Source organism: Oxalicibacterium faecigallinarum (assembly GCF_014635705.1).
GTDB lineage: Bacteria > Pseudomonadota > Gammaproteobacteria > Burkholderiales > Burkholderiaceae_D > Oxalicibacterium > Oxalicibacterium faecigallinarum.
Map to the genome: position 1 here is coordinate 1,745,311 of NZ_BMDI01000001.1, position 26,002 is coordinate 1,771,312.

A 26,002-nucleotide genomic window follows, 5' to 3' on the forward strand; every position below is an offset into this window, starting at 1 on the left:
ACCACTCCCTGACGATTTATCCGGTCACGCCATATCTCCTGCGATAGGCGGCAACCGCTTCCCTGTACTGCGCCTGTTCCGGCGCTGCGCCTGCATTCGAGATGTACTCGAACAAATCTTCCAGATTTCCGATCGATACGACCGGAATACCGTAGGTATTGCTGACTTCCTGCACGGCCGAATGGGCCGACAATGCGTCATCCTTACCCGAGCGTTCCATGCGATCCAGTGCAATCAGCACGGCACACGGTGTGGCACCTGCTGCACGGATCATGTCAACCGACTCGCGCACCGAGGTGCCTGCCGAGATCACGTCATCAATGATCACGACCTTGCCTTCCAGTTTGGCGCCGACGATCGTACCGCCTTCGCCATGGTCCTTGGCTTCCTTGCGGTTGAAGGCAAACGGCACATCCTTCCCCTTGTTTGCCAACGCTACTGCGGTTGCCGATGCCAGCGTGATGCCCTTGTATGCAGGACCAAACAGCATGTCGAATTCCACTCCGGAATCGATCAGCGTCTGTGCATAAAACTCGGACAAGCGCGCCAACGTGCCGCCTTGATTGAACAGGCCGGCGTTAAAAAAATACGGAGACGTACGCCCCGCTTTGGTGATGAATTCCCCAAAGCGCAACACACCGGTGTCTACCGAAAACCTGATGAATTCCTGCCGTAAATTGTTCAAGACGACTCCGTAACGAGCTAAAAGTGACGAAATTTGTCGCTCCGTGGCGACGAGGGTCACATTTTAAATCGTTCTGGAACGTTGCTGATCAGAATGCAAAGCCTGTGCCTGATTTGACAACATTCTCTCCACGCTCAGTCAGAGCGCATTCACTGCCCGGCGCACCGAATCGGTTATCCTGTTGACCTCTTTTGTATCAGGCTCTTAATAGACATTCGATGAAAATCATTTCCGCCAATTTGAACGGCATCCGCTCGGCAGCAAAAAAAGGGTTCTTTACCTGGATGGCCAAACAGAATGCCGATTACGTCTGCGTCCAGGAACTCAAGGCGCAGGCAACCGATATGACGACCGAATTTCTCACCCCGGAAGGCTATTTTGGTTACTTCCATTACGCCGAAAAGAAAGGCTATTCGGGCGCTGGCGTGTATTGCCGCACCCAGCCAGACAATGTGCAAATCGGTTTCAACTGCCCGGAATTCGATGCGGAAGGGCGCTACGTGCAGTGCGATTTCGGCAATTTGAGTGTCATCTCGGTCTATTGCCCGTCGGGCTCGTCGAGCGAGGAACGCCAGCAAGCCAAGTTCCGCTTCATGGATCTGTTTCTGCCGCATCTGATCGAGCTGAAGGCACTGGGCCGCGAGTTCGTGATCTGCGGCGACTGGAACATCGCCCACAATGAAATCGATCTGAAGAACTACAAGGGTAATAAAAAGAATTCGGGCTTTTTGCCGGAAGAACGCGCCTGGCTGACACGGATCTTTGATGAAGTTGGTCTGGTCGATGTCTTCCGCAAGATCGACGCGCGCCCAGATCAATACACATGGTGGAGCAATCGCGGTCAGGCATGGGCCAAGAACGTTGGATGGCGCATCGATTATCAGATCGCCACTCCGGAATTTGCGGCGACGGCCCAGGCAGTGTCGATCTACAAGGATGAGCGCTTCAGTGATCATGCGCCGCTGACCATTGATTACGACTGGGCAAGATAAACGTCCATTCGACCGTTTCCTCGAGGCGTCACAGAGCCGCGCCACACTGGAAGGCTGAGACATCTGCATGCATCAGCTTTTCTATGACATCCGCATGGCATGTCTGCATTGTCATGAGAAACGGCGGCGGTCAGGCAGACGCCATGCCCTCGAACCACCTACAATCTGTCTTTCGTCTGTTTCTGCTGCATCATGTCCGCCATCGCCCCTTCCCTTCCTGCCTCGCGCCTCGCGCGCTTTGCAGCGCCTTTTCTTTTTATTCTGCTGGGTGTCATTTATGCATCGTGGGCGGCCCGCATTCCTGCCATCCGCGATGGCTTGTTGCTGAATCCGGCGCAACTGGGACTTGTTTTACTGGGCGCGGGTTTTGGTGCCGTGTTGTCGTTCCCCCTTGCTGCGTGGATGGTGGATCGTTTTGGCGGTCCGCGTGCAGCCTGGTATGCAGGACTGGGATTGCTGACAATCCTGCCGTGTCTGGCGTTGGCACCGAATCTTATCCTGCTGATCATGATTGCGTTTGGCCTCGGCGCCGGCTCAGGCTGTTTTGATGTTGCGATCAATGCTATCGGTACCGAACAGGAAAAACAGGCGGGACGCTCAACGATGTCGTTGCTGCACGCATGGTTTTGCGTGGGCACCTTGTCCGGCGCATTACTTGGCTCGTTGATGGCCGGCTTGTCAATTACGCCGCTGATGCATTTCGGCATCGTGGCCGGGGTATTACTACCTGCACTGTATGTTTCCTCTCATGCATTGCCTTCCACCCGCGCTCCGCATGACCCGACCCGCAAACTGTTTGCCATTGCACATGGGCCGCTGGTGATGCTGGGCATCATCGGTTTTTGCGGTGCGGTAGCAGAAGGCTCGATCGCAGACTGGAGCGGTATCTTCATGACCGATCGACTGCATGTACATGACGGCGTGGCACCATTGGCATTTGCCGGTTTTGCCTGTCTGATGCTACTGGCACGCCTGATCTGCGATCCGCTCAAGGATCGCTTTGGTGCGCGCCGCATTGTGGCACTCGGCGCATTGATTGCCGCCGTTGGCATTTTTATCGCGGTACTGGCGATCAACGTGCCGCTGACCATCGCCGGCTTTGCGCTGGCTGGGGCCGGACTGGCATCGGTGTTTCCCTTTGTATTCAGCGCAGCTGGCCGACATGGCTCAACAGCGCTGGCAGCTGTCGCCACCTTTAGCTACAGCGGTGGCCTGATGGGGCCGCCTGTCATCGGATTTCTTGCACAAGGCTGGGGATTGCAGGCCGGACTAGCGTTTGTCGGCATTCTTGCCGTTTCCATTTCAGTAGCTGCCAGCCGCGCACGCTGGCTGGAATAATTGCCAGGAATAACCGCATTGAATGAGTCAGACCGCCGCATCGCCTGACGACAGACCTTGCTGACGCCATACTCTTGTGTCAGCATCACCGACTGATCGAGTCCATCGCGGCATCACATTCACGGCAAGGCAACAAACATGATCTTTCGCAACAGCAGCGTCGACCGACGCTCGTGGTCGGACACCTTCAAGGTCTATCTGGAACCGGCCACGTTACGCATGTTGTTCCTTGGCTTTTCTGCTGGCTTGCCTTTAATGCTGGTGCTTGGCACCTTAAGTTTCTGGTTGCGCGAAGCCGGTATTGATCGCAGCACCATCGGTTATCTGAGCTGGGTCGGCCTGGCGTATGCATTCAAATGGGTATGGGCACCGCTGGTCGATCGCATGCCGATTCCACTACTCACCAAAGGCATGGGCCGCCGTCGTAGCTGGTTGCTGCTGTCGCAACTCGCCATCATGTCCGGCTTGTGCGGCATGGCCTTCAACGATCCGCGTATTGCATTGGAACCCGTCGTCTGGTGCGCCTTGATGGTTGCCTTTGGCTCCGCCACGCAGGATATTGCACTGGATGCCTTCCGCATCGAATCGGCCGACACCGATCGCCAGCCGGCACTGGCTGCCAATTATCAAACCGGCTATCGCCTCGCCATGATCTGGGCGGGGGCAGGTGTGTTGTGGATTGCCGCACGCGCTGAAGTCGCAGATGTCGGCAACTATCAACCGGAAGCGTGGCGTGTTGCCTATCTGGTGATGGCAGCCTCCATGATCGTGGGCGTAATCACCGTTCTGTTTTGCAAGGAACCGGCACGTCGCGAATTACCACCGGCAAAGAACGTCGCCGCATGGCTGGACGATGTGGTAATCGGACCGTTCCGCGAATTCATCCTGCGCTATCGCTGGCAAGCCGTGATCATTCTGTCGCTGATCGCCATCTATCGCATCAGCGATGTCGTGATGGGCATCATGGCCAATCCGTTCTATGTCGACATGGGATACACCAAGGACGAAGTGGCCGCAGTGACCAAGGTGTTCGGTGTGATCATGACGCTGGCTGGCGCCTTTATTGGCGGCTCATTGTCGATGCGCTTTGGGATGATGAAAATTCTGACACTAGGCGCAATTCTGAGCGCAGCCAGCAACCTGCTCTTCGTCTGGCTGTCGCAGCACGGCCATGACGTCACGGCTTTGATGCTGGTGGTATCGGCAGACAATCTGGCCGGCGGCATTGCCAGCGCGGCATTCATCGGCTATCTGTCCAGCCTGACCAACATCAGCTATTCGGCCACGCAATACGCATTGTTCAGTTCAATGATGCTGCTGGTGCCGAAATTTATCGCCGGCTACTCCGGCGCCTACGTGGATGCGTTTGGCTACGCCAATTTCTTTACGGCGACTGCCTTGCTCGGCGTACCGGTGATCCTGCTGTTGTGGCTGGCAGCACGTGTCGTACCAAGCAAAAAAACTGGATAAGCGTTTTGCGCCTTACTTTTTGCGCAAGCGAAATACCGCCAGACTGCCGCGCCAGTTGCGCAGGAACTCGACGGGCTTGCCATCGTCGAGTGCCACACAATCAATCACCTGCAAGCCGACTTCTTCAGCCAGTTCTTCAAAATCACGAATCGTCGCGCAACGCAGGTTAGGCGTGTCATACCATTCATACGGCAGACTCTTGGACACCGGCATCCGTCCGCGCAGCAACGCAATGCGATGCGGCCAGTACGCAAAATTGGGGAAAGAGACGATCGCATCACCACCGACACGCGCGATGTCACGCAATACCCCTTCCACATCCTTCATCATCTGCAAGGCAGACAGACACAGCACCGTATCAAACGTGTTGTCACCAAAGATCGACAGACCCGTTTCCAGATCACGTTGAATGACGGACACGCCACGATCGACGCACAGCGGGATCATGGCGTCATCGATTTCAATGCCATAGCCGGTGCATTGCTTGTCGGTTTGCAGATAATCCATCATGACGCCATTGCCGCAACCCAGATCAAGGACGCGCGCGCCGTGGTCGATCCAGTGCGCAATAAAGGCGAGGTCCGGGCGCAACAGGCTCAGTTGTTCGAAATTCATGCGGCCTCTCCGGCTTTCGTCACGCCGATTTCCAGCGCCATGCGATCAAAGTATGAACGCACCACATTCATGTAACGCACGTCATCGAGCAGAAAGGCGTCATGGCCATGTGGCGCATCGATTTCTGCATAGGTGACAATGCGCTGGTTATCGACCAGGGCTTCGACAATCTCGCGGCTGCGCTCCGGCGCAAAACGCCAGTCGGTCGAGAAAGACACCACCAGAAACTTGGCGCGCGTGCCTTCCAGCGCCTTCGACAAATTACCGCCAAAGTCACGCGCAGGATCAAAATAATCCAGTGCCTTGGTGATCAGCAAATAGGTATTGGCATCGAAGTATTCCGAAAACTTGTCGCCCTGATAGCGCAGGTAAGATTCGATTTCAAAATCAATGCCATACCCGAACTGATAACTGCCCGAACGCAAATCACGCCCAAACTTGGCCGCCATGTCGTCGTCGGACAGGTAAGTAATGTGGCCAAGCATACGCGCGACGCGCAAACCATTCTTCGGCACTACGCCATGCTCGTAGAAATCACCGCCGTGATACTGCGGGTCGGTCAAAATTGCCTGACGCGCCACATCATCAAATGCAATATTCTGCGCGGTCAGTTTTGGCGTGGACGCAATCACGAGGCAGTGACGCAAACGCTCGGGAAACTGAATACTCCACGACAAGGCTTGCATGCCCCCCAGTGAGCCGCCCATGACCGCCGCAAACTGTTCGATACCAAGACGATCTGCCAGACGTGCTTGCGCCTGCACCCAGTCTTCAACGGTAATCACCGGAAAATGCGCACCGTACGGTTTGCCGGTTGCGGGATTCGTGTGCATCGGGCCGGTCGAGCCAAAGCAGGAACCGAGGTTGTTGACACCGATGACAAAAAAGCGATTCGTATCCAACGGCTTGCCGGGCCCGACCATGTTGTCCCACCAGCCCTTGGTGCCCTTGTCATCGCCATACGTGCCCGCCACATGGTGCGAAGCATTCAGCGCGTGACACACCAGCACGGCATTGGAGCGATCGGCATTGAGCGTGCCATAGGTTTCATACACCAGCGTGTAATCGGCAATCTGTGCCCCGCTCTGCAAAGGCAGGGGTTCGGCAAAGAACATCGATTGTGGTGAAACGATTCCGAGAGAAGTCATGTCATTCATTCAATTGGGGCAAACCCCATGGCGCTTTTCAGCTACCGAAAAACAAAAAAGCCCGAAAGCGGTCGGCTTGCGGGCTAAATCGGAACTCTTGTGAGCACGCTTTAGCCGTATTTATTACGCGCCCGCAAGCTGATATCAAATCGGCGCCAATAGCGTAAGAATAAACAAGTCGCGGCAAGGCTGTCAAACTAGACGAGAAAACAAGCCCGCTCATGTATCAATCAGATAGGTTCGCTCTCAGATACCTTCCAAGCCATTCGGATTCATTGTTTGCCAACGCCATGAATCTCTGCACATATCCATCAATCCTCGTTTAGCCCGCCAGTCCAGCAATTGGCTTGCCAGCGTCACATCTGCATAGCATTCGGCAATGTCACCTGGCCTGCGCCCCACTAATTCATGCTTAACTACGCGTCCGCTTGCCTCTTCATAGGCCCGAACCACCTCCAGCACGCTGTATCCCATGCCGGTACCCAGATTCACAGTAAAAGATGGGCCACCGTTCAGCACATGGTCAATCGCCTTGACGTGCCCCTGAGCCAGGTCAACAACATGAATATAATCGCGGACTCCCGTTCCATCCCTTGTCGCGTAATCGCTGCCATATACCTTTAAGCTGCCCAGATTTCCTATGGCTACGTTAGCAACGTAAGGGAAAAGATTATTGGGAATTCCCTTTGGCGACTCGCCCAATAATCCACTTGCATGTGCGCCAACAGGATTGAAGTAACGAAGATAGCCAATCTGCCATTCCGGATTGGCTAATTCCATGTCATGCAGAATCTCCTCACTCATTAGCTTGGTGCGTCCATAGGGATTAGTCGCGTTGACGGGAAAATCCTCACGAACAGGTACCGTGGCGGGATTCCCATATACCGTGGCAGATGAACTGAAAATAAATCTTTTGACGTTGGCATCGCGCGCCGCCGCCAGCAAGGCTATCAGACCACCCACATTGACATTGTAATAATCGAGCGGTTTTACAACCGACTCTCCAACCGCCTTCAATGCTGCAAAATGCACGATTGCAGAGATTTCTTGAGATGCAAAGATTTGCTCCAAGAGCGCGGTATTTCTCACATCGCCTTGGAAAAAAATAGGTTTCTTCCCTGTGATGGCTGCAATGCGATCCAATACAAGAATGGAGCTATTACTAAGATCATCGAGTCCGATGACTTCATAACCCGCATCTAGCAATTCGCACCAAGTATGTGATCCTATGTATCCGGTCGCACCTGTTATTAATATGGTATTTTTCATTTGTGTACGGATGGGTGAAACATTCTTTGACTGAAGACCGTTCTCAATTCTTATACTTTTGTAAGAATTTTATTTTTACCATCTGCCTTAAACATCGCAATTTAAAAGAGCAGGCTCCCCGATAAAATTTTTGTTCTTACTATCACGTCGCATTCGGTAAAAAAGCACCGTCTTTCACGATGGATTCCTTTGTCCCATCGCGTCTGCAAATAGTGAGATTTTTCGACAGTTGCTAAATCGACTATTTTAGATTTCGAAAGCCAAGCTCACACCCCCTATATTCAGGAAGTGACCAGAATTTTAACAACTCTCCCCTCTCCATCGAATTTCATTCCATATTTGCTTGTATCCACGAATGAAAACACTAAGTGACGAGTCTGCACGTCCCCAATCCAAAGCAGATCTTTTTATCTCCTTCTCCTTACTTTCTTTGCAAGGATTTGGCGGGGTGATGGCCGTCGTTCAACGGGAGCTTGTCGAGCGCAAACAATGGCTGACCAGAGAGGAATTCATTGAGGACTGGGCGATTGCGCAAACCATGCCCGGGCCCAATGTCGTCAACCTGTCGGTCATTCTGGGCGCGCGTTACTTTGGTCCGATGGGTGCACTCGCCGCGTTTGCCGGCATGCTGGCCGCACCGTTAGTCCTGATTTTAATCATTGCCATTCTTTATGCGCCATTTGCCAGCCATCCGCAAGTCAGTGGCGCGTTGAAAGCCATGGGAGCCGTTGCCGCAGGGCTGATTCTGGCAACCGGCGTCCGGCTAATCGGTGCGTTAAAGAATAATCCGCTTGGTATGCCCTTGTGCTTGTTGCTGGCCGCCTTCTGCTTTATAGCGGTTGCCATTTTGCGTATGCCGCTGGTTTATCCGTTGTTCGGCATTGGCTTGCTCGGTTGCCTTCTGGCTTACTGGCGACTAAGACCATGAATCTGCCATTAGCATTGACAATGCAGTACACAGACTGGCTGTATCTGTTTTTGCATTTCCTGTCCTTATCACTGCTCTCTGTGGGTGGTGCATTGGCTGCAGCGCCGGATATGCATCGCTTTCTGGTCGATCAACAGCATTGGCTGACACATACGCAGTTCAACAGCTCCATCACCATTGCACAGGCTGCGCCCGGCCCAAATGTTTTGTTCATCGCATTGATGGGATGGAACATCGGCCTGAATGCCGGAGGAATGTTGAGCGGCTTGTTGGGGATGTCACTGACGATGATCGGCATTCTTTTACCGAGCACCTTGTTTACTTACGGTGCGACGCGATGGATACACCGCAATCGGGATAAGCGTGCAGTGCGTGCATTCCGCTTAGGGATGGGACCGGTCGTTGTTGGCCTGGTACTCGCTACGGGGTGGATCATGGCTGGCACCCATGGTTTGCCGTGGGAGCAATGGCCACTGTGGACAATCACTGCGATCACCATTTTTTTGATGCTACGCACACGTATCCACATACTGTGGCTGCTGGCAATTGGTGCCATACTGGGCAGCACGCTGCTTAGCTGAGCGCGGTTAAATCTGCTGCAGCTTTTCCATGGCGTCGACGATTGCCTTGGGTTCATAGGTGCGCAGAATCTTGCGTGTCGCCGGCTCAATCACTGTCAGATCGCTATTGATGATTTCATTCTTCACCGACAGCAACTGCGCAGGATGCATGGAAAATTCTCGCAAGCCCATCCCGAGCAGCAAGCGCGTCATCTTGATATCGCCTGCCATCTCGCCGCACACGGAAATCGGCACTTCGGCTTTTGCCGCCGTCGCAATCGTGTGCGACAACAAGAACAGAATGGCCGGATGCAGCGGGTTATATAGATGCGCCACCTCATGATCCACACGATCAATCGCCAACGCATACTGAATCAGGTCATTGGTGCCAATCGACAGGAAATCGAGTCGCTTGATGAACAAGGGCAAAGCCAGCGCTGCTGCCGGGATTTCGATCATGGCACCAACGGGTATCTCTTCATCAAACTTGATTTTTTGATTGCGCAACTGCTTTTTTGCTTGCTCGATCAGCGCCAGCGTCTGATCAATTTCAGACGCGTGCGCCAACATGGGAATGAGCAACTTGATCGGACCAAAGGCCGAGGCACGCAGGATCGCACGCAACTGGGTCAGAAACATCTGCGGCTCGGCCAGACAGAAGCGAATCGCGCGCAAACCCAGCGCGGGATTGAGCGACGTATGCTCCATGAAATCGATCGGCTTGTCGGCGCCGATGTCCAGCGTACGAATCGTAACGGGTCGCCCTTTCATCGCAATGACCGCTTTTTTGTAGGAGGCAAACTGCTCCTCCTCGCTCGGCAATTGCGTTTGTGCTTCCGTCCTGTTCATGAACAGAAACTCGGACCGGAACAAGCCAACGCCATGCGCACCACCATCTAGCGCCTGCGGGCAATCATCAGGAAACTCAATGTTCGCCAGCAACGTCACGGGCGTACCGTCGATTGTCACCGATGGCGTTTTCTTGATCTTGCCAAGCTTTTTGCGATCCTTGACCTGCTTGGCCTGCTTCTCGCGATATTGCTCAAGCACCAGCGTCGAAGGCGCAACAACAATGACACCGGCATCCCCATCAATGATCAGCCAGTCATTCTGCTTGATCAGTTCGGACGCATGCGAGACGCCTACCGTTGCCGGGATATCCAGACTTCTCGCAACAATCGCCGTATGCGAGTTTTGGCCACCCAGATCGGTCACAAATCCACTGAATGCACGATCCCGGAACTGCAGCATGTCGGCCGGAGAAATATCGTGTGCCACCACAATCATGGCTGGCGTACCTTCGCCAACGTCCACGTTGGGCAGTAGATTGGCCGTGCCCGTCAGCACTTTGAGAACGCGCTCTCCAACTTGCTCGATATCTGCACTGCGCTCGCGCAGATACGCATCCTCGATTTCAGAAAACTGCGCTGACAGTTCCTCGATCTGAGTTGCCAATGCCCATTCGGCGTTGTAGTGACGCGTGCGAATGATATCGAGGGGAATATCCGACAGCATCGGATCAGAAAGAATCAGTACATGTACATCGATGAAGGCACCGAGCTCTGCGGGTGCATCCTTCGGCAACTCACTCCACAAGGTTTGCAGTTCGGTGTGCACTGTCGCAATGGCAGACTGCAGTCGCGCCACTTCGCTTTCAACCTGATCGGCCGCAATCAGGTAATGCTGCACATCCAGTGCAGCCGGCGACAGAATATGCGCGCGACCAATTGCAATACCGCGCGATACCGGGATGCCGTGGAGAGTAAAAGATGTCATCGAAGCGGCCTGAATCAAAGCATGAGAACGACTACATTCATTACAGCATAACTACGAATGTTGCTGCTTACTCGCCTTCACCAAATTTATCCTGAATCAGTGCAACCAGCGCATCAAAGCATTCCTGCTCGTCGGGACCGTTTGTCTCGAGCGTCACCATCGAACCTTTGCCTGCCGCCAGCATCATCACTCCCATGATGGACTTGGCATTGACGCGGCGCTTGTTACGCGTGAGCCAGACTTCACTTTTGTACTTGGTGGCAAGTTGCGTGAACTTTGCCGATGCCCGGGCATGCAGGCCGAGCTTGTTGACGATTTCAATTTCCTGTTCAATCATTTTTATTGTCGTCGCTTGTTGTCGTCACTCTCGGAAGAGAAAGAAATTGATTAAGGGCCCAGCCGGACACGATTATCGACGCGAACCGCACCACCTTGTGCGCCAGCCAGTGCCATTTCCACGGTCACATCCAGCGTGTCATTGCGGTATGTCATCGCACGCAATAGCATCGGCAAACTGATGCCGGCAATGACCTGCACGTTTTCCACGCCACACAAACCCAGGGTACAGTTGGATGGCGTGCCCCCCATGACATCGGTGATCACCAACACCCCGGAACCGTCATCCAGTTCGATGATCGCGTCGCGCGCCAGCTTTTCCACCTCCTTGGGATCCTGATCGGCATTGACGTCAATCGCCTCCAGCCGCTCAGGGCGCGTACGAAAGACGTGCGTCACGGCTGAAACAAAGGCCTGCCCCAGGGGAGCATGCGTCAGCAAGAGGATCCCGACCATCCGTTATTTATCCGTTCAGAGCTGATCCATGCCGTTGTTCGGCACAAATTCAATCATTCCATTTATCTGCATGTTTCTCGAGCGCGTCGACAAACATGGCGGCAACATCGAAACCGGTTTGCTGACGAATTTCCTGGAAACAGGTTGGGCTCGTCACATTCAGTTCGGTCATGTAGTCACCAATGGCGTCCAATCCTACCAGCAACAAGCCCCGTTGCAACAGCGTTGGCGCAAGACTTTCACCGATTTCACGATCTCTTGCCGAAATCTCCCGCGCCTCGCCGCGCCCGCCTACGGCCAGATTACCGCGGATCTCCGTTCCCTGAGGAATACGTGCAAGACAATATGGTACGACTTGACCACCAATCAGCAGGATACGTTTGTCGCCTGCGGTAATTTCCGGAATGTAGCGCTGCACCATGATGGTGGCGTGCCCGTTGCTGGTCAGTGTTTCAATGATTGAGCCCAGATTCATCGCATCCTCTTTGACGCGGAAGATGCCGATCCCACCCATGCCATCCAACGGCTTGAGAATGATATCGCGATGTTCAGCGTGAAATGCCTTGATACGCGTCGCATCGCTTGTCACCAGTGTTGGGGCGATGAACTGGGGGAACTGCGCAATAGCGAGTTTTTCGTTGAAGCTGCGGATTGCTTCTGGCTTGTTAAATACACGTGCGCCCTGCTTTTCTGCCAGTTCCAGCAGATAGGTTGCATAGATGTATTCCATGTTGAAGGGCGGATCCGTCCGCTCAAGCACGGCATCGAATTGCGTCAGCATCTGTGCGACCGGCACATCCTGCCGAAACCAGTCATTCTCATCGCCCGTCAAGGTAACGCGCGATACGTTTGCGATGACACGGCCTCCCTCAAAGGCCATGTCTTTGTGCTGAAAAACGTGGACTTCATGACCGCGACGTGACGCCTCGGCCATCATTGCGTAAGTGGAATCCTTGTAAATCTTGAATCCATCGAGGGGATCGGTAACAAAAGCCAGTTTCATTGCAAACTTTCCAATATGCTGATCGACGAGCGCCCTTGATGCTGCGCAATGTCGAGTAAAGTCGCATTGTGCCACCAACCCTCTTTTTCAGCTTGGTCTGGCGACAGCAATAATCAGTACACCTCTGGATTCGGATCCGTTTTTTCCATTTCCAGCGACGCAGCCAGCAAGGCCAGACGCGCCACCACACCGTAAATGTAGAAACGGTTTGGCGCAGCCGTGCCGGGTTTGGCCTGATAGTCAGGCAAGGCATGTTGATGCGCAAATGCCAGCGGCACAAAGTGCGCGCCCGGCGCATTCAGATTTTCATGATTGCCACGGTCGGCATGCACACGGTAGAAGCCACCCACGACATAGCGATCGATCATGTAAACGACTGGCTCGGCGACCGACTCGTTGATATGTTCAAACGTGGGCACGCCTTCCTGGATGATGACGTCCGTGACTTCAAGACCGTCCTTCACGACGGACATTTTGTTGCGCTGCTTGCGATTAAGACCTTTGACCTCGCTCGCGTCGTGCACAGACATGATGCCCATGCCATACGTACCTGCGTCCGCCTTGATCACGACAAATGGCTTTTCCTTGATGCCGTATTCCTTGTACTTCTTGCGCATCTTGGCCAGCAGCGTATCGACATTCGATGCCAGACGATCCTCACCCGTATGCTCATTGAAATTGACGTCATCGCATTTCATGAAAAAAGGATTCAGCATCCAGGGATCGACATCGATCAGTTTTGCAAATTTCTTGATCACTTCGTCATAGGCAGCAAAGTGATTGGTTTTACGACGCACTGCCCATCCTGCATGAAGAGGCGGCAGCAGATTCTGTTCATTAACGTTTTCCAGAATCGAAGGCAATCCTGATGACAAATCGTTGTTCAGCAGAATCGTACAAGGATCAAAATTCTTCAAGCCCAGGCGACGGCCATTGGCTGAGCGCTCCAGCGGCTCCAGGGTCAAGGTCGCACCATCTGGCAGCTCGATCGTGGTGGGCTCTTTCACCTCAGGTGAAAGCGATCCTAGACGAACATTCAACCCCGTTTGCCGAAAAATCTGCATCAACCGCGACACGTTTTGCAGATAAAAGGTGTTGCGGGTATGCCCTTCCGGAATCAGTAACAGATTCTTGGCATCCGGACAATATTTTTCAATCGCCGCCATCGCCGACTGCACCGCCAGAGGCAACATTTCCGGTGACAGATTATTAAATCCGCCTGGAAACAGGTTGGTATCGACCGGTGCCAGTTTGAACCCTGCATTTCTCAAATCCACAGAGCAGTAGAACGGCGGCGTATGTTCCTGCCATTCCAGCCGAAACCAGCGCTCAATCGCCGGCGTTGCCTCCAGAATTTTTTTCTCGAGATCCAGCAAAGGACCATTCACGGCCGTGACAAGATGGGGAACCATACAAACCTTTTGCAAAAATACGATTGCGATCAAAGCGCAATTTTAAGGGAAAGACATCCAAATACTTGTTAATAAACAGTTATTTGATTGATGCAGGCTATCCAAATGAGGCCAACCATCAATAATTAAACCCCTAAATAAAAAAAGCGCCTCATAAAGAGGCGCTTTTCAAAAGCCCGAGATCGGGCAGGAACATCAAAAAGATTAGTGATGGTAAGCCGATTCACCGTGGCTGGTGATATCGAGGCCTTCACGCTCTGCTTCGTCGGAGACACGCAGACCGATGACCATATCAACCAGTTTGTAGAGGATGAACGACACCACACCACACCAGACGATCGTGATACCAACGCTCTTCAACTGAATCATCAACTGATGCGCCATGTTGAAGTCTGCTTCACCCGTACCGCCCAGCGAAGGAGCCGCCAGAACACCCGTCAGGATTGCGCCGACGATACCGCCGATACCGTGAACACCGAACACGTCGAATGCATCATCTGCACCCAGCATGCGCTTCAGACCGCTCACACCCCACAGGCAGATTGGACCAGCGACGAGACCCAGTACGATCGAACCCATTGGGCCGATGAAACCAGCTGCAGGCGTCACCGCAACCAGACCAGCCACCGCACCGGAAGCTGCACCCAGCATCGAACCTTTGCCTTTGAGCATTGCTTCAGCAGCAATCCATGCAACCGCAGCAGCACCCGTTGCGAGGATCGTGTTGATGAAGGCCAGACCAGCACCACCACTTGCGCTCAGTGCCGAGCCGGCGTTGAAGCCGAACCAGCCCACCCACAGCAGGGAAGCACCGATCATGGTCATGACCAGCGAGTGCGGAGGCATTGCTTCTTTGCCGAAACCGATACGCTTGCCAACCATGTAGGCACCAACCAGACCAGCAATACCAGCGTTGATGTGAACAACGGTACCGCCTGCAAAGTCGAGTGCGCCGTCTTCAAACAGCAGACCACCTTCAGCCCAAACCATGTGTGCCATTGGGATGTAGCTGAACGTGAACCAGAGGACTGCGAAAGCGATCACTGCAGCAAACTTCATACGTTCTGCGAATGCGCCAACGATCAGAGCGCACGTGATTGCAGCAAAGGTCGACTGGAACGCAACGAAGACATATTCCGGAATCGTGCCAGACAAGGTGTCAGGCGTAATACCGCTCAGGAACAGTTTGTCGAACGTGCCGTAGAAGGAGCCGCCGCCTGCAAACACCATGCTGTAGCCATAGATAACCCACAGAATCGGGATCAACGAGAACAGCATGAAAACTTGCATCAGCACTGACAGCATGTTTTTCGAACGGCCAAGACCACCGTAGAACAATGCCAGACCTGGGATGGTCATCAAAATAACCAACATGGTCGAAGTCAGCATCCAAGCGGTGTCGCCCGAATTGAGTACTGCTTCAGGTTCAGCCGCAGGCGCTTCTGCCGGTGCTTCGGCAGCTGCTGCAGGAGCAGGTGCTTCAACAGCAGGTGCTGCTGCCGGCGCTTCGGTGGTGGCTGGAGCGGTGCCTTCCTGCGCGAACGCAGGCATGCCAACGCCAACTGCCATCAACAAAGCACCTGTTGCCAGCGCGCTTGCGAACAATTTCTTGATACTCATTATTTTCCCCTTAAAGTGCTTCTTTACCGGTTTCACCGGTGCGGATGCGGACGACTTGCTGCAGGTCGTAGACGAAAATCTTGCCATCGCCGATCTTGCCGGTACGTGCAGCGGTTTCGATGGCTTCGATGGCGCGATCAACAATCGCATCATCCACAGCCGCTTCGATCTTGGTCTTCGGCAGGAAATCAACGACATACTCGGCACCACGATACAGCTCCGTGTGACCTTTCTGACGGCCGAAACCCTTGACTTCCGTCACGGTGATACCTTGTACGCCGATCGCAGACAAGGCTTCCCGCACTTCATCCAGCTTGAAGGGCTTGATAATTGCAGTAATCAGCTTCATTAGAACCTCTTACGTTGGGTTTCGATTAGAACGATTTGGAGATCGAGAAAACTGCGCCAGAACCAGCTACTTTTTTGGAAGTACCGGTGGAATATGCATTGTCCTTGTCGGTGTCATAGGCCGTTAAAGCAACCGTTGCAAAGCCAAGATCATAGTCAACACCAATCGAGTAATCCAAGTAATCGTCATCGCCCGAGTAATTTTTCATATTGGTCTTGCCAACGTGAAGATTCAGATTAACTTTCTCCGCCAGAGGAATGGCAGCACCCAGTTCCAGATAGTTCGAACCACGAGCGTCGTCATAACCGAACACCGTTTTCGAGATTGCTTGGCTATATTTTGCCGTCAACCATTTGTAAGAACCTGCAACATACAATTCTTGTGTGTTGTAATTGGTGCCACCATCACGCTTAGTACCTGGATAGTAGTAGTACAAAACACCAACATCCATACCAAAGTCTTCAGTGATGGCAAATTTGTAACCGGCATAGAGATCCATCTCGATCGATTTGGCGAAATCGATGTTCGAGTTCCAGTTACCAACATAGAAGCCGCTCGAATGTTCATAGTCAAAACCACCTTGCACTGCAGGTGACTTATCTGTTTGCGAAACACCACGGAAACGATAATCACTAGCCAAAGTAAAGTTGCCGGTGAAAGAATGCGGCGATGCAGCCTCTTGTGCGTGCGCCACGCCACCAGCAAATGCACCTGCAACGGCTACTGCAAGAATCAGTTTTTTCATGATGTTCCCTTTAAAGTTAAAAATAGAAACCAAATATTGGTTGTCCTCGGTCATCATTTAGCAGAACTCATGCCAGCTTTTTTTGGCAGAATGTATTATCTTTTTTATCATTAATCGCTGGTCAAATAAGCGCTCCAAGAAGTTGCAAGAATAAATATGCACCTTTAAAGAGCATTCCGCCATAAATTGCATCTGCAAGGTGCAAAAATCTGACATTTTTATAAGAGGCCATCATGGATAAGTCGAATTTTATTAACGATATGCAAAACAAGATCAATCAAGTCTTGGAAAACTCCCCAGCAAAGGACATTGAAAAGAATGTCAAAGCCATGATGACCCAAGGTTTTTCGAAACTTGATCTGGTTACACGCGAAGAATTTGATGTGCAAAGCCAAGTCTTGGCAAACACGCGCGCAAAGCTGGAAGCATTGGAGGCTCAGGTCGCCATTCTGGAAGCGCAGCTGAAGGACAAGGCCTGATCATCGTAGCGCCAGTGCGTTATCGCAAACTGTCGGCTTGTTCAATAAATGGCCGATTGATCGGGAGGTGACGTGAAGAACAGTGACGAAGAGTACTTCCGTACGTGTGTTGCACTGGAACGCCGGTTGGCGCACCTGCTTGGTCACAACAATATAGAAGAGCTGAATGACAGTGCAGGCGTTTTATGGGAAGGAACGCAAGCTCTGCCGCAATGGACACGTGCCTGGGAGGCGTGCGGCCCACTTCTTGCAAGATATAAACTAGCAATCAGCCATAAACCGGATGCGGATGCATCAAAGGGTGATGTCGTGTCTATCGGCGATATACACGTACATTGCCATGATCACCCTTCATCCGATCACGCCTTGCGGCACGCAATTGTCAAGGCGACCATTCTGCTGCTGGAACAAACACAACATCGCAACTAAGCATTGATCGCCTGCCTCTATATAAAGGAGCGCAATGAGTCTTGCCGTATTGAGCAGTCGCGCCCTGACAGGGATGCAAGCGCCTGAAGTCATTGTCGAGGTCCATCTTGCCAATGGCTTACCGTCCTTCACCATCGTAGGTCTGCCCGAAACCGAGGTGAAGGAAGCCAAAGACCGCGTACGAGCCGCTTTACAAAATGCGGGATTTGAATTCCCGGCGCGAAGAATAACGGTCAACCTGGCTCCAGCGGATCTTCCTAAAGAATCCGGTCGTTTTGATCTGCCGATCGCACTGGGCATTTTGGCTGCATCCGGGCAAATGCCTGCAGACACTTTGGATCAGTATGAATTTGCCGGAGAGCTCTCATTGTCCGGCGAACTGCGTCCAATTCGCGGCGCGCTGGCCATGACGTATGCAATGCATCGTCATCAAGAGAACAAGGGAAAGCAGCGCGCCTTCATCCTGCCCCGCATCAATGCCGATGAAGCGGCGCTTGTGAATGACATCACTATCCTGCCAGCTGATTCTCTATTGCAGGTCGTCGCTCATTTTGCCGCACGCGATGCAGACACCAAGCTGTCGCGGCATATTCCGTCGTTAGTGCCCGCTCTGCCAAGTTACCCGGATCTGGCTGATGTCAAAGGTCAGATACATGCCAAACGCGCGCTCGAAGTCGCAGCCGCTGGTGCGCACAGTGTGCTGATGGTTGGCCCTCCCGGAACCGGCAAGTCCATGCTGGCCGCCCGCTTTGTCGGGATTCTGCCACCCATGACAGATGAGGAGGCACTGGAATCCGCCGCCGTACAATCGCTCACGAGCGGCTTTTCGACGGCAAGGTGGCGCGCACGTCCGTATCGTGCGCCGCACCATACAGCTTCTGGGGTTGCCCTAGTTGGCGGGGGCGGCACGCCACGTCCCGGAGAAATTTCACTCGCGCATCGCGGCGTTCTTTTTCTGGATGAACTGCCAGAATTCAACCGCTCCGTACTGGAAGTGTTACGTGAACCGCTGGAATCGGGTCAGATCACCATTTCGCGCGCGGCCAGGCAAGCCGATTTTCCTGCGCGCTTTCAACTGATCGCCGCAATGAATCCCTGCCCGTGCGGCTATCTTGGCCATCCGGCAAACAAATGTCGTTGTACGCCAGATCACATCACCCGTTATCAGGGAAAAATCTCCGGCCCCTTGCTGGATCGGATTGATATGCAGATCCAGGTCGGCGCGTTACCGCATGACGACTTGATCAGACAAGGCGACGGTGAATCGTCTGCCGACATCGCCAGACGTGTTCAGCAAGCTGCGACACGCCAACTGCATCGTCAAGGCAAACTCAATAATCTGCTGACAGGCAATGAGATCGACCAGCATTGCAAACCGGATAGCGCCGGCGAGCAATTATTGCGCAATGCCATGAACAAGCTGAACTGGTCTGCTCGCGCCTATCATCGCGTCTTAAAAGTTGCACGTACCATTGCTGATCTTGGTGAGGCGGCCAGCGTCAACCAACCGCACGTGGCAGAAGCCATTCAATATCGCCGGGCAATGAAAGAGCAGTAATCGGTCGATTATCCGCGCGGAACGCCATGCGCTTTTGTATCAAGGCACATCGGCAATTTCCGGGCGCCCTTTTGGATAAGGATGCAGACAATACACGCTGCCCTTTTTGCCCTGCATATGCGCTTGCGGATAAATGCCTTCCACGCGATAGAGAATATGTTTGCCGAAAACGATGCGTTCACCAACAACCTGTGGGTCGTTCAGGTTACTCTTTTTAAGGCACGCTTTTTCGGTACGCGCATACAATGCCTCCCAAGCGGCGTCGCTTGACGCGAACACGTTTGTCATTGCAGAAGCCAACACTGCCATTAACAAGATCTTTTTCATGCCATCTCCCGAAGACGATCACCATGAATAATGGAGCACGCATTGCACATCGAAGTTCCCGCCTGCAGCTTGCTCTCGCCTCACCCGAACTGCCCTGCATCAAACGACAACTTATTCCATGTCACTCCAAGACGCACATCCGTTTTCAACGCAACTAATTGCCGTGACAAGGCGAGGTGCACCGCATCCTTGCGCAACCGCTCGCCCATCGCATCTTTGAGAATGCCCGCACCCGCCATGATACGATCGATATCACCGTAACTCTGCAGCAACTTTGCCGCTGTCTTGACGCCGACCTTACTGACACCGGGAATGCCGTCCGTCGGATCACCGGCCAACGCCAGCAAATCTGCCAACTGCTCCGGCGGTACGCCAAATTTTGTTTCCACCCAGGTGCGATCATGCCACTCGCCACGAAAGTGATCCCACAACAGGGCGCCCTCTGCAATCAAGACATGCAAATCCTTGTCGGTAGAAGCAACGATCGCCTCACCCCGGCCTTCGGATAACCAGCGCAATACACAGGTCGCAATCACATCATCTGCCTCGACATGCGGCACCGACACAGCCTGCACGCCCCATTCCGCCAATCGCGACTGAAAATCGATTAATCCATCCTTGAGTGCAGAAGGCATCGCTTCCCGCTGCTCACGGTAACGTGGATACAAATCATGCCGCCACGTCGCGCCACCGAAATCGAAGGCAGCCAATACATGCGTCGGCTGATGCGTACCGAGCAGCTTGCGAAAAGAGGATAACGAATGACGCAGCGCTGTTTCTGCCTTGAGCGACAAATCAACCTCTTCATTGGCTTCGTATACACGCCGCACAATATTGAGTGCATCGATTGCAAGCAATTTCCCCATTGACCATCCCTGACGCCGTAGCAACCCGACAATTCTACGCGCCACACATGCATTTGCCATCCCGCGGTGTAGGATGAGCAATCACGACACGGAAATGCGCAATGATCGCCTTCATACTGCGAAAACTGACTCTGCCCTTCTGGCTGGTGTTGCTGACAGCGTGTTCGCCAACATTCGATTGGCGCGAGGTTCGGAATGAAGAATTCGGTTACCTCATCATGATGCCTGCTCGGCCGACTACCGTGACACGCGACATTAATCTGGACGGGGCAATCATCCGCATGAGCATGACTGCAACCGAAGTAGACAAGCTGACTTTTGCGGTGGGTTCTGCCACGATACCAGCGCCAAACAATCCGCAGACCGCACTTGAATCAATGAAAACTGCGTTGGTACGTAATATTCGCGGCACGATCATCGAAGAATCCACCTTCACCATGCCACATACCATCAACGGCCAGAAAAGATTGCTGGCGGTACTGTACGTGCACGCAAAAGGTACTGCGATCGACAATCAGCCACGTACATTGCAAGCACGCTTCGTCGCTCAGGGCAATCGCGTATATCAGATCGTCATGACAGGTCCGGAAGAGAAAATGACCCGTGATGTGTCAGATATCTATTTTTCGTCACTGCAATTGAACTGAGCATAATTTCCTGCTGTCTATTTATCGCATCGCATTAAAAAATGGATGTAACGATGGTAAAGACGGTGCAGAAAAATTTAATCTTTTCTTCACATTCGACTCGCCGCTTGCGCTATTGCACGGCAGAAAATCATGCTATCGTTTGATCACGCTCATAAAACAAGGAGGCGCTCATGTTAGTTACATTCAAATCCAGAGCAAGTGCAGAAGTTCTGATGTATGAAGAACATGCAAACAGGATTCTCGATCTGCTGAATAAAGATCATAAACAGGGCGTCATCACGGCTGAAGAAACAGCCAGGGCCATTCAGATTCTTGAAGCCGAAATCAAAGTCGTCAAAGCACAGGAAGTGCATGCAACTTCCGAAGCCATCCAGCGCGACGTCGTTGCCCATCATGGCGAAAGTGGTGATGACCACGAACACGAACAACCGGAAGTCGTCAGCTTTTCTTCGCGCGCCTATCCTTTGCTTGAAATGCTACGCGCAGCCAACAAGGAAAAACGTGATGTGTTGTGGGGCGTTCTGTAACGCATCAGCGCATTTTCTTACCAAGTCACAAAAATGGCACGCATCGCGTGCCATTTTGTTTTTTGACGCGTGATGATTCATCACAGTTACTCGGTACAATGGCAGTCCGATTCGCCCATTATCGTTGTTGCGTACGCTTGACTCATTGCAACCACGAAGTATTAACAACGCATGTCCTCATCAAACCCCCGCTTGCTCCCGGATTCTCTCGCTTTCAGTCTGCACGGCGCTGCGCAAGCTATCGCTGCCGTCGGCGATGGCGTCGCCCTGCCACAGGCACTTGCCAGAATATGGAGCAAGACGTCTGCCTCACCCCAGGCACGTGGCGCCATCCAGGATCTGTCTTATCACTGCATGCGCAACATGGGGCGTGCTGAAGCCCTGCTGCATGCGATGACAACCAAACAAACCGAACCGGCCGTATTACACGGCCTGGTCTGCTGTGCACTAGGCTTGTTATCCGATCCCGATGAGCAAGGCGACACTCCACGTTACAACACCTTCACGCTGGTTGATCAAGCCGTTACCGCAGCCGCGGCCGACCCGGAAATGGCCCATGCCAAAGGCATGGTCAATGCCGTTTTACGTCGTTTCCTGCGGGAGCGCGACGCCTTGATGAAAAGCGCAGCCGGCACACAGATGGCACGCTTCAACTATCCCAACTGGTGGATCGACCGCATGCGCTCCGCCTACCCACAGGACTGGGAAGCGATTCTGGAAGCCGGCAATCAGGCACCGCCACTCACACTGCGTGTCAATCGACGCAAAACCTCACTCGACAACTATCTGGCCCGCCTGTCGGCACAAGGTTTGACAGCAAGCCAGATTGGCCCGGACGCCATCCGGCTGGCACAGGCGACACCAGTCAGCCAGATTCCCGGCTTTGAAGAGGGATGGGTATCGGTACAGGATGCCGGCGCACAGCGCGCAGCCGATCTGATTGACGTACAAGATGGCATGCGCGTGCTGGACGCCTGTGCCGCACCGGGCGGCAAGACAGGGCACATTCTGGAACGCGCCGATGTCGATTTGCTTGCGCTGGATCACGACCCTCTGCGCCTCAAGCGCATCGAAGAAAATCTGCACCGTTTGCAATTGTCCGCCAATTTGATGACCGGTGATGCCGGGAAAACCGACTGGTGGGACGGACAACCATTTGACCGCATTCTGGCCGATGTCCCTTGTACTGCATCGGGCATCGTGCGGCGCCATCCAGACATTCGCTGGCTGCGACGCAAAACGGATACAACACAATTGGCAACCATTTCTGCCGGAATACTCGACAACCTTTGGCAGATGCTCAAGCCGAATGGTAAATTGCTGTTTGTAACATGTTCGCTATGGCCGCAAGAATCGGAAGCGCAAGCGGCGTCCTTTGTGGCACGCCATGCGGACGCAGTCCGGCAGCAAGCGCCAGGGCAATTGCTGCCAAGCGCCACGGCGGATCGCGATCACGACGGGTTGTTTTATGCGCTGTTTCATAAACAGGCGACATAACGGCCTGCCATCAATTCAATAGTCCGGCACTCATTGCCGTAATGCATGTGAAAAGAAAACCTGGCTTTTTCTTCCTTTGGCTGTGCAGTGCCTTGTTGCTGGCGATCTCGCTGCAAGTCCCTACCGCACATGCAGACGATATTGAAGTTCGCGACGTTCATCTGGAAAGTTCGGAAGAAGGCTACCGTCTGTCGGCAGCTTACACACTCGATCTGAATCGCGGCCTGGAAGATGCATTGAACCGCGGCATCCCGCTGTACTTCACCACCGAAGTCGAGATTACCCGTCCACGCTGGTACTGGTTTGACGCGAAGGAAATCGTGCGCTCGCAAACCATCCGCATTTCGTACAACGTGCTGACACGCCAGTACTATGCAGCCGTCACCGGACGCATTCATCAAAGCTTCAGCTCTCTCGACGATGCCTTGTCGATGATACGCCGCCCCAATCGCTGGGTCGTGGCCGATCGCAACATACTCAAGCCGGGCGAGACTTATGAAATCGGCGTGCGCATGCAGCTTGATGTAGCGCAATTACCCAAGCCGTTCCAAGTACACGCCATGAACAGCAACGACTGGCGCCTGTCGTCCGACTGGCAGCGCTTCTCCTTCACCGCCGACTAGACCGTGACACGACTGCTACGTTATCTCCTCGTTGTTGGCGGTGCGGTCGTCAGTATCCTTCTGTTCCTGCTGGCATCTGCCTCCGAGAACTCCACCCTCTTTGAACGCAACTATCCCTGGTTGCTCGTTCTCAACGCCGTCGTCGCCGCATCGCTGCTGGGCTTGGTCGGTCTGCTGCTGTTCCGCCTCTACAAACGGTATCGTGCAGGCAAATTCGGCTCCAAACTCATGGCGCGACTGGTCATGCTGTTTGCACTGGTCGGCATTTTGCCGGGCGTGGTGATTTATACCGTCTCTGTCCAGTTCGTCTCGCGGTCGATCGAATCCTGGTTCGATGTACGCGTGGAATCTGCATTGGAATCGGGCCTCAATCTCGGGCGTTCTGCGCTGGACTCGTCCCTGCGTGAACTGCAGGTCAAGGCTCGCAATATGGCGCTGGAATTGTCCGACATGTCGGACGCCACACAAATCACGCAACTGTCCCGCATGCGCGATCAGAATCTGATGCAGGATGCATTGATCGTTAGCAGTACAGGTCAGATGATTGCCAGTTCGGGCTCCCAACTGGGTTCACTACTTCCGGACTTTCCCACCGCCGAAATGATGCGTCAGGCACGATTGATGCGAACGTATGGTGTCATCGAGGGCTCCACCGAATTCCCCGAGAGCCCGATGGCTGACAGTGACGCCAACACCCTGACAAAACCCTCGACCGGGCCGCCAGGCTTGCGTTTGCGCGTCCTGGTCGAAATACCGAACTCATCCCGCGCGTTATCGCTGCAAACCGAGCAACGCTACCTGCAACTGATTCAGCCAGTACCTGACCAGCTGGCGCAAAACGCGGAATCGCTCCGCGTTGCGTATAGCGAGTATCAGGAACGTTATCTCGCACGTACCGGTCTGCGCAAGATCTATATCGTCACTCTGACACTGACGCTGCTTCTCGCCATTTTTGGCGCGATTGCCGCCGGCTTCCTGATTGCGGGCGACCTCGCCAAGCCGCTGCTGTTGCTTGCCGAAGGCACTAAAGCGATTGCCGAAGGCAATCTATCACCACGACCGATTGTTGCCACATCGGATGAACTGGGCACACTGACCAAATCCTTCAACGCCATGACGCGCCAGTTGTTCGATGCGCGTGCCTCGGTGGAAAAAAATCGAACCGAACTGGAAGCCGCCAAGGCCTATCTCGAATCCGTACTGGCAAACATGTCGGCCGGTGTGATGGTATTGGACCGGCACTTCAAACTCGTGACCTGCAACGAATCGGTCGAGCGCATCCTGCAGCATGATTTCTCGCAGTACATCGGCTCCCCGCTCAAGGATATTGAGGGACTCGCGCAATTTGCACAGATCATCACCCAGGCTTTTTCCACGCAAAGTGCGCAATCCGCTGCCGGCAATGCAGCCGACAGCAGTTTGCATTGGCAACATCAGATTGATGTACCGCGTCGCAACAGCAATGAAGGTGATAACGAGATTTCCTTGCTGGCGCGCGGCTCACGCCTGCCAGCCGTGCGGGAAAGTGGTTACGTCGTCGTGTTCGATGACATATCGGACGTGATTTCCGCCCAGCGTTCGATTGCATGGGGCGAGGTGGCAAGACGACTGGCGCACGAAATCAAGAACCCGCTGACACCGATTCAGCTTTCTGCCGAACGGCTGCAGATGAAGCTCGAAGGCAAGCTGGATTCGATCGATGCCAAGGTGCTGGAACGCAGCACCGAAACCATTGTCAATCAGGTAGCTGCGATGAAGCGCATGGTCGATGATTTCCGCGATTATGCAAAGACGCCACCAGCCGTTCTGTCTGCACTTGATCTCAATGATCTGATCGAGGAAATTCTGCATCTTTATCTGGCGGGCGATGACCGCGACATCATCCATGCGTCGCTGGCCAGCGGTCTGCCACAGATCATGGGCGACGCCACCCAACTGCGTCAGGTCATACATAACCTGCTGCAAAATGCACAGGACGCAGTCAACGAAAAAGATCGTGACGACAAGGTGCGCCCGCAGATTGATATTATTACTGAAGAAATCCACTACCGCAGTTCGGATGGGGCAGTGAATAATGCCGTGCAGTTGACGATTACGGACAACGGTCCAGGCTTCTCGCCGAAGATCCTCGCGCATGCATTTGAACCCTACATCACATCCAAACCGCGCGGCACCGGCTTAGGTTTGCCAATGGTGAAAAAAATCATCGAAGAGCACGGTGGACGTATTGATATCCGCAATCGCAGTAGCGGCAATGGTGCCAGAGTGGCAATTTTGCTGTTAAAGTTATCTTCCTGAGAGCCATTGCCATGAACCGCATTGAGCCCAAGGGTGACATTCGAAA

Annotated in this window: 27 protein-coding genes; 13 read left to right on the forward strand and 14 right to left on the reverse strand. The window is 53.5% G+C overall.

The features are described from left to right. Positions 1–16: 16 nt before the first annotated feature. Entirely contained in the window at positions 17–685 is a 669-nt protein-coding gene (gene pyrE, locus IEV29_RS08325; RefSeq protein WP_188380730.1) for an orotate phosphoribosyltransferase, read from the reverse strand. A 218-nt stretch (positions 686–903) separates the two neighbouring features. Here pyrE and IEV29_RS08330 point away from each other — a divergent pair, with 218 nt between their 5' ends. The 3 genes from IEV29_RS08330 to IEV29_RS08340 all read left to right on the forward strand — a co-directional run bounded on the left by IEV29_RS08330 (position 904) and on the right by IEV29_RS08340 (position 4,485). Further along, on the forward strand, positions 904–1,677 hold the full coding sequence (locus IEV29_RS08330; protein ID WP_188380731.1) for an exodeoxyribonuclease III: 774 nt from the start codon (positions 904–906) through the stop codon (positions 1,675–1,677). Positions 1,678–1,869: 192 nt separating this feature from the next. Next, the gene (locus IEV29_RS08335) at positions 1,870–3,015 is read left to right on the forward strand and encodes an MFS transporter (RefSeq protein ID WP_229726284.1); all 1,146 of its coding nucleotides are present in this window, start codon (positions 1,870–1,872) and stop codon (positions 3,013–3,015) included. A 138-nt stretch (positions 3,016–3,153) separates the two neighbouring features. Beyond that, positions 3,154–4,485, forward strand: a complete 1,332-nt coding sequence (locus tag IEV29_RS08340; protein WP_188380732.1) for an AmpG family muropeptide MFS transporter — start codon at positions 3,154–3,156, stop codon at positions 4,483–4,485. A gap of 12 nt (positions 4,486–4,497) precedes the next feature. Here the strand turns inward: IEV29_RS08340 and metW are convergent, their stop codons facing one another. From metW to galE, 3 genes are all read right to left on the reverse strand, one after another. Continuing rightward, a complete protein-coding gene (gene metW, locus IEV29_RS08345) occupies positions 4,498–5,100 on the reverse strand; it encodes a methionine biosynthesis protein MetW (RefSeq protein WP_188380733.1) in 603 nt (200 codons plus the stop codon). Then, positions 5,097–6,248: a homoserine O-succinyltransferase MetX gene (gene metX / locus IEV29_RS08350; RefSeq protein WP_188380734.1), complete on the reverse strand. Its 1,152-nt coding sequence runs from the start codon at positions 6,246–6,248 to the stop codon at positions 5,097–5,099. The genes metW and metX overlap by 4 nt, the downstream gene beginning before the upstream one ends. 246 nt (positions 6,249–6,494) lie before the next feature. Continuing rightward, entirely contained in the window at positions 6,495–7,517 is a 1,023-nt protein-coding gene (gene galE, locus IEV29_RS08355; protein ID WP_188380735.1) for a UDP-glucose 4-epimerase GalE, read from the reverse strand. A 355-nt stretch (positions 7,518–7,872) separates the two neighbouring features. On the opposite strand from galE, the gene IEV29_RS08360 reads away from it, so the two are divergent. Next, positions 7,873–8,445: a chromate transporter gene (locus IEV29_RS08360; RefSeq protein WP_188380736.1), complete on the forward strand. Its 573-nt coding sequence runs from the start codon at positions 7,873–7,875 to the stop codon at positions 8,443–8,445. Beyond that, complete coding sequence (locus IEV29_RS08365) at positions 8,442–9,026, forward strand: chromate transporter (protein ID WP_188380737.1); 585 nt, start codon at positions 8,442–8,444, stop codon at positions 9,024–9,026. The genes IEV29_RS08360 and IEV29_RS08365 overlap by 4 nt, the downstream gene beginning before the upstream one ends. 6 nt (positions 9,027–9,032) lie before the next feature. On the opposite strand, the gene ptsP is transcribed toward IEV29_RS08365, so the two are convergent. From ptsP to IEV29_RS08405, 8 genes are all read right to left on the reverse strand, one after another. Continuing rightward, the gene (gene ptsP / locus IEV29_RS08370; protein WP_188380738.1) at positions 9,033–10,781 is read right to left on the reverse strand and encodes a phosphoenolpyruvate--protein phosphotransferase; all 1,749 of its coding nucleotides are present in this window, start codon (positions 10,779–10,781) and stop codon (positions 9,033–9,035) included. Between the two features lie 67 nt (positions 10,782–10,848). Further along, entirely contained in the window at positions 10,849–11,118 is a 270-nt protein-coding gene (locus tag IEV29_RS08375; RefSeq protein ID WP_188380739.1) for an HPr family phosphocarrier protein, read from the reverse strand. Positions 11,119–11,168: 50 nt separating this feature from the next. Further along, positions 11,169–11,573, reverse strand: a complete 405-nt coding sequence (locus IEV29_RS08380; protein WP_188380740.1) for a PTS sugar transporter subunit IIA — start codon at positions 11,571–11,573, stop codon at positions 11,169–11,171. Between the two features lie 49 nt (positions 11,574–11,622). Next, entirely contained in the window at positions 11,623–12,576 is a 954-nt protein-coding gene (gene gshB / locus IEV29_RS08385; RefSeq protein WP_188380741.1) for a glutathione synthase, read from the reverse strand. A 113-nt stretch (positions 12,577–12,689) separates the two neighbouring features. After that, positions 12,690–13,988 (reverse strand): glutamate--cysteine ligase, encoded by a 1,299-nt coding sequence (gene gshA / locus IEV29_RS08390; RefSeq protein WP_188380742.1) that lies wholly within the window; start codon positions 13,986–13,988, stop codon positions 12,690–12,692. A gap of 204 nt (positions 13,989–14,192) precedes the next feature. Beyond that, positions 14,193–15,608: an ammonium transporter gene (locus IEV29_RS08395; RefSeq protein WP_188380743.1), complete on the reverse strand. Its 1,416-nt coding sequence runs from the start codon at positions 15,606–15,608 to the stop codon at positions 14,193–14,195. Positions 15,609–15,618: 10 nt separating this feature from the next. Then, positions 15,619–15,957, reverse strand: coding sequence for a P-II family nitrogen regulator (locus IEV29_RS08400; RefSeq protein ID WP_011869727.1), 339 nt, complete (start codon positions 15,955–15,957; stop codon positions 15,619–15,621). A 25-nt stretch (positions 15,958–15,982) separates the two neighbouring features. Next, positions 15,983–16,702: a TorF family putative porin gene (locus IEV29_RS08405; protein WP_188380744.1), complete on the reverse strand. Its 720-nt coding sequence runs from the start codon at positions 16,700–16,702 to the stop codon at positions 15,983–15,985. Between the two features lie 233 nt (positions 16,703–16,935). Between IEV29_RS08405 and IEV29_RS08410 the strand changes: the two genes are divergently transcribed. The 3 genes from IEV29_RS08410 to IEV29_RS08420 all read left to right on the forward strand — a co-directional run bounded on the left by IEV29_RS08410 (position 16,936) and on the right by IEV29_RS08420 (position 19,168). Beyond that, a complete protein-coding gene (locus IEV29_RS08410; RefSeq protein ID WP_188380745.1) occupies positions 16,936–17,181 on the forward strand; it encodes an accessory factor UbiK family protein in 246 nt (81 codons plus the stop codon). Between the two features lie 72 nt (positions 17,182–17,253). Next, positions 17,254–17,610 carry an aminoacyl-tRNA synthetase gene (locus IEV29_RS08415; protein ID WP_188380746.1) on the forward strand — a complete coding sequence of 119 codons (357 nt, stop codon included), beginning with the start codon at positions 17,254–17,256 and terminating at the stop codon, positions 17,608–17,610. Positions 17,611–17,644: 34 nt separating this feature from the next. After that, positions 17,645–19,168 carry a YifB family Mg chelatase-like AAA ATPase gene (locus IEV29_RS08420; protein WP_188380747.1) on the forward strand — a complete coding sequence of 508 codons (1,524 nt, stop codon included), beginning with the start codon at positions 17,645–17,647 and terminating at the stop codon, positions 19,166–19,168. Between the two features lie 39 nt (positions 19,169–19,207). Here the strand turns inward: IEV29_RS08420 and IEV29_RS08425 are convergent, their stop codons facing one another. Together IEV29_RS08425 and IEV29_RS08430 are read right to left on the reverse strand one after the other, a co-directional pair. Next, complete coding sequence (locus IEV29_RS08425; protein ID WP_188380748.1) at positions 19,208–19,495, reverse strand: hypothetical protein; 288 nt, start codon at positions 19,493–19,495, stop codon at positions 19,208–19,210. Positions 19,496–19,575: 80 nt separating this feature from the next. Next, on the reverse strand, positions 19,576–20,361 hold the full coding sequence (locus IEV29_RS08430) for a 5'-3' exonuclease (RefSeq protein ID WP_188380749.1): 786 nt from the start codon (positions 20,359–20,361) through the stop codon (positions 19,576–19,578). Between the two features lie 101 nt (positions 20,362–20,462). On the opposite strand from IEV29_RS08430, the gene IEV29_RS08435 reads away from it, so the two are divergent. From IEV29_RS08435 to IEV29_RS08455, 5 genes are all read left to right on the forward strand, one after another. Further along, positions 20,463–21,008, forward strand: a complete 546-nt coding sequence (locus tag IEV29_RS08435) for a hypothetical protein (protein WP_188380750.1) — start codon at positions 20,463–20,465, stop codon at positions 21,006–21,008. Positions 21,009–21,181: 173 nt separating this feature from the next. Beyond that, positions 21,182–21,538 (forward strand): DUF1840 domain-containing protein, encoded by a 357-nt coding sequence (locus IEV29_RS08440; protein ID WP_188380751.1) that lies wholly within the window; start codon positions 21,182–21,184, stop codon positions 21,536–21,538. Positions 21,539–21,709: 171 nt separating this feature from the next. Next, positions 21,710–23,035 carry a 16S rRNA (cytosine(967)-C(5))-methyltransferase RsmB gene (gene rsmB, locus IEV29_RS08445; protein ID WP_188380752.1) on the forward strand — a complete coding sequence of 442 codons (1,326 nt, stop codon included), beginning with the start codon at positions 21,710–21,712 and terminating at the stop codon, positions 23,033–23,035. Between the two features lie 41 nt (positions 23,036–23,076). Further along, a complete protein-coding gene (locus tag IEV29_RS08450; protein WP_188380753.1) occupies positions 23,077–23,658 on the forward strand; it encodes a DUF4390 domain-containing protein in 582 nt (193 codons plus the stop codon). Between the two features lie 3 nt (positions 23,659–23,661). Further along, positions 23,662–25,956, forward strand: a complete 2,295-nt coding sequence (locus IEV29_RS08455; RefSeq protein WP_188380754.1) for a sensor histidine kinase — start codon at positions 23,662–23,664, stop codon at positions 25,954–25,956. The last annotated feature ends 46 nt before the right edge of the window (positions 25,957–26,002 follow it).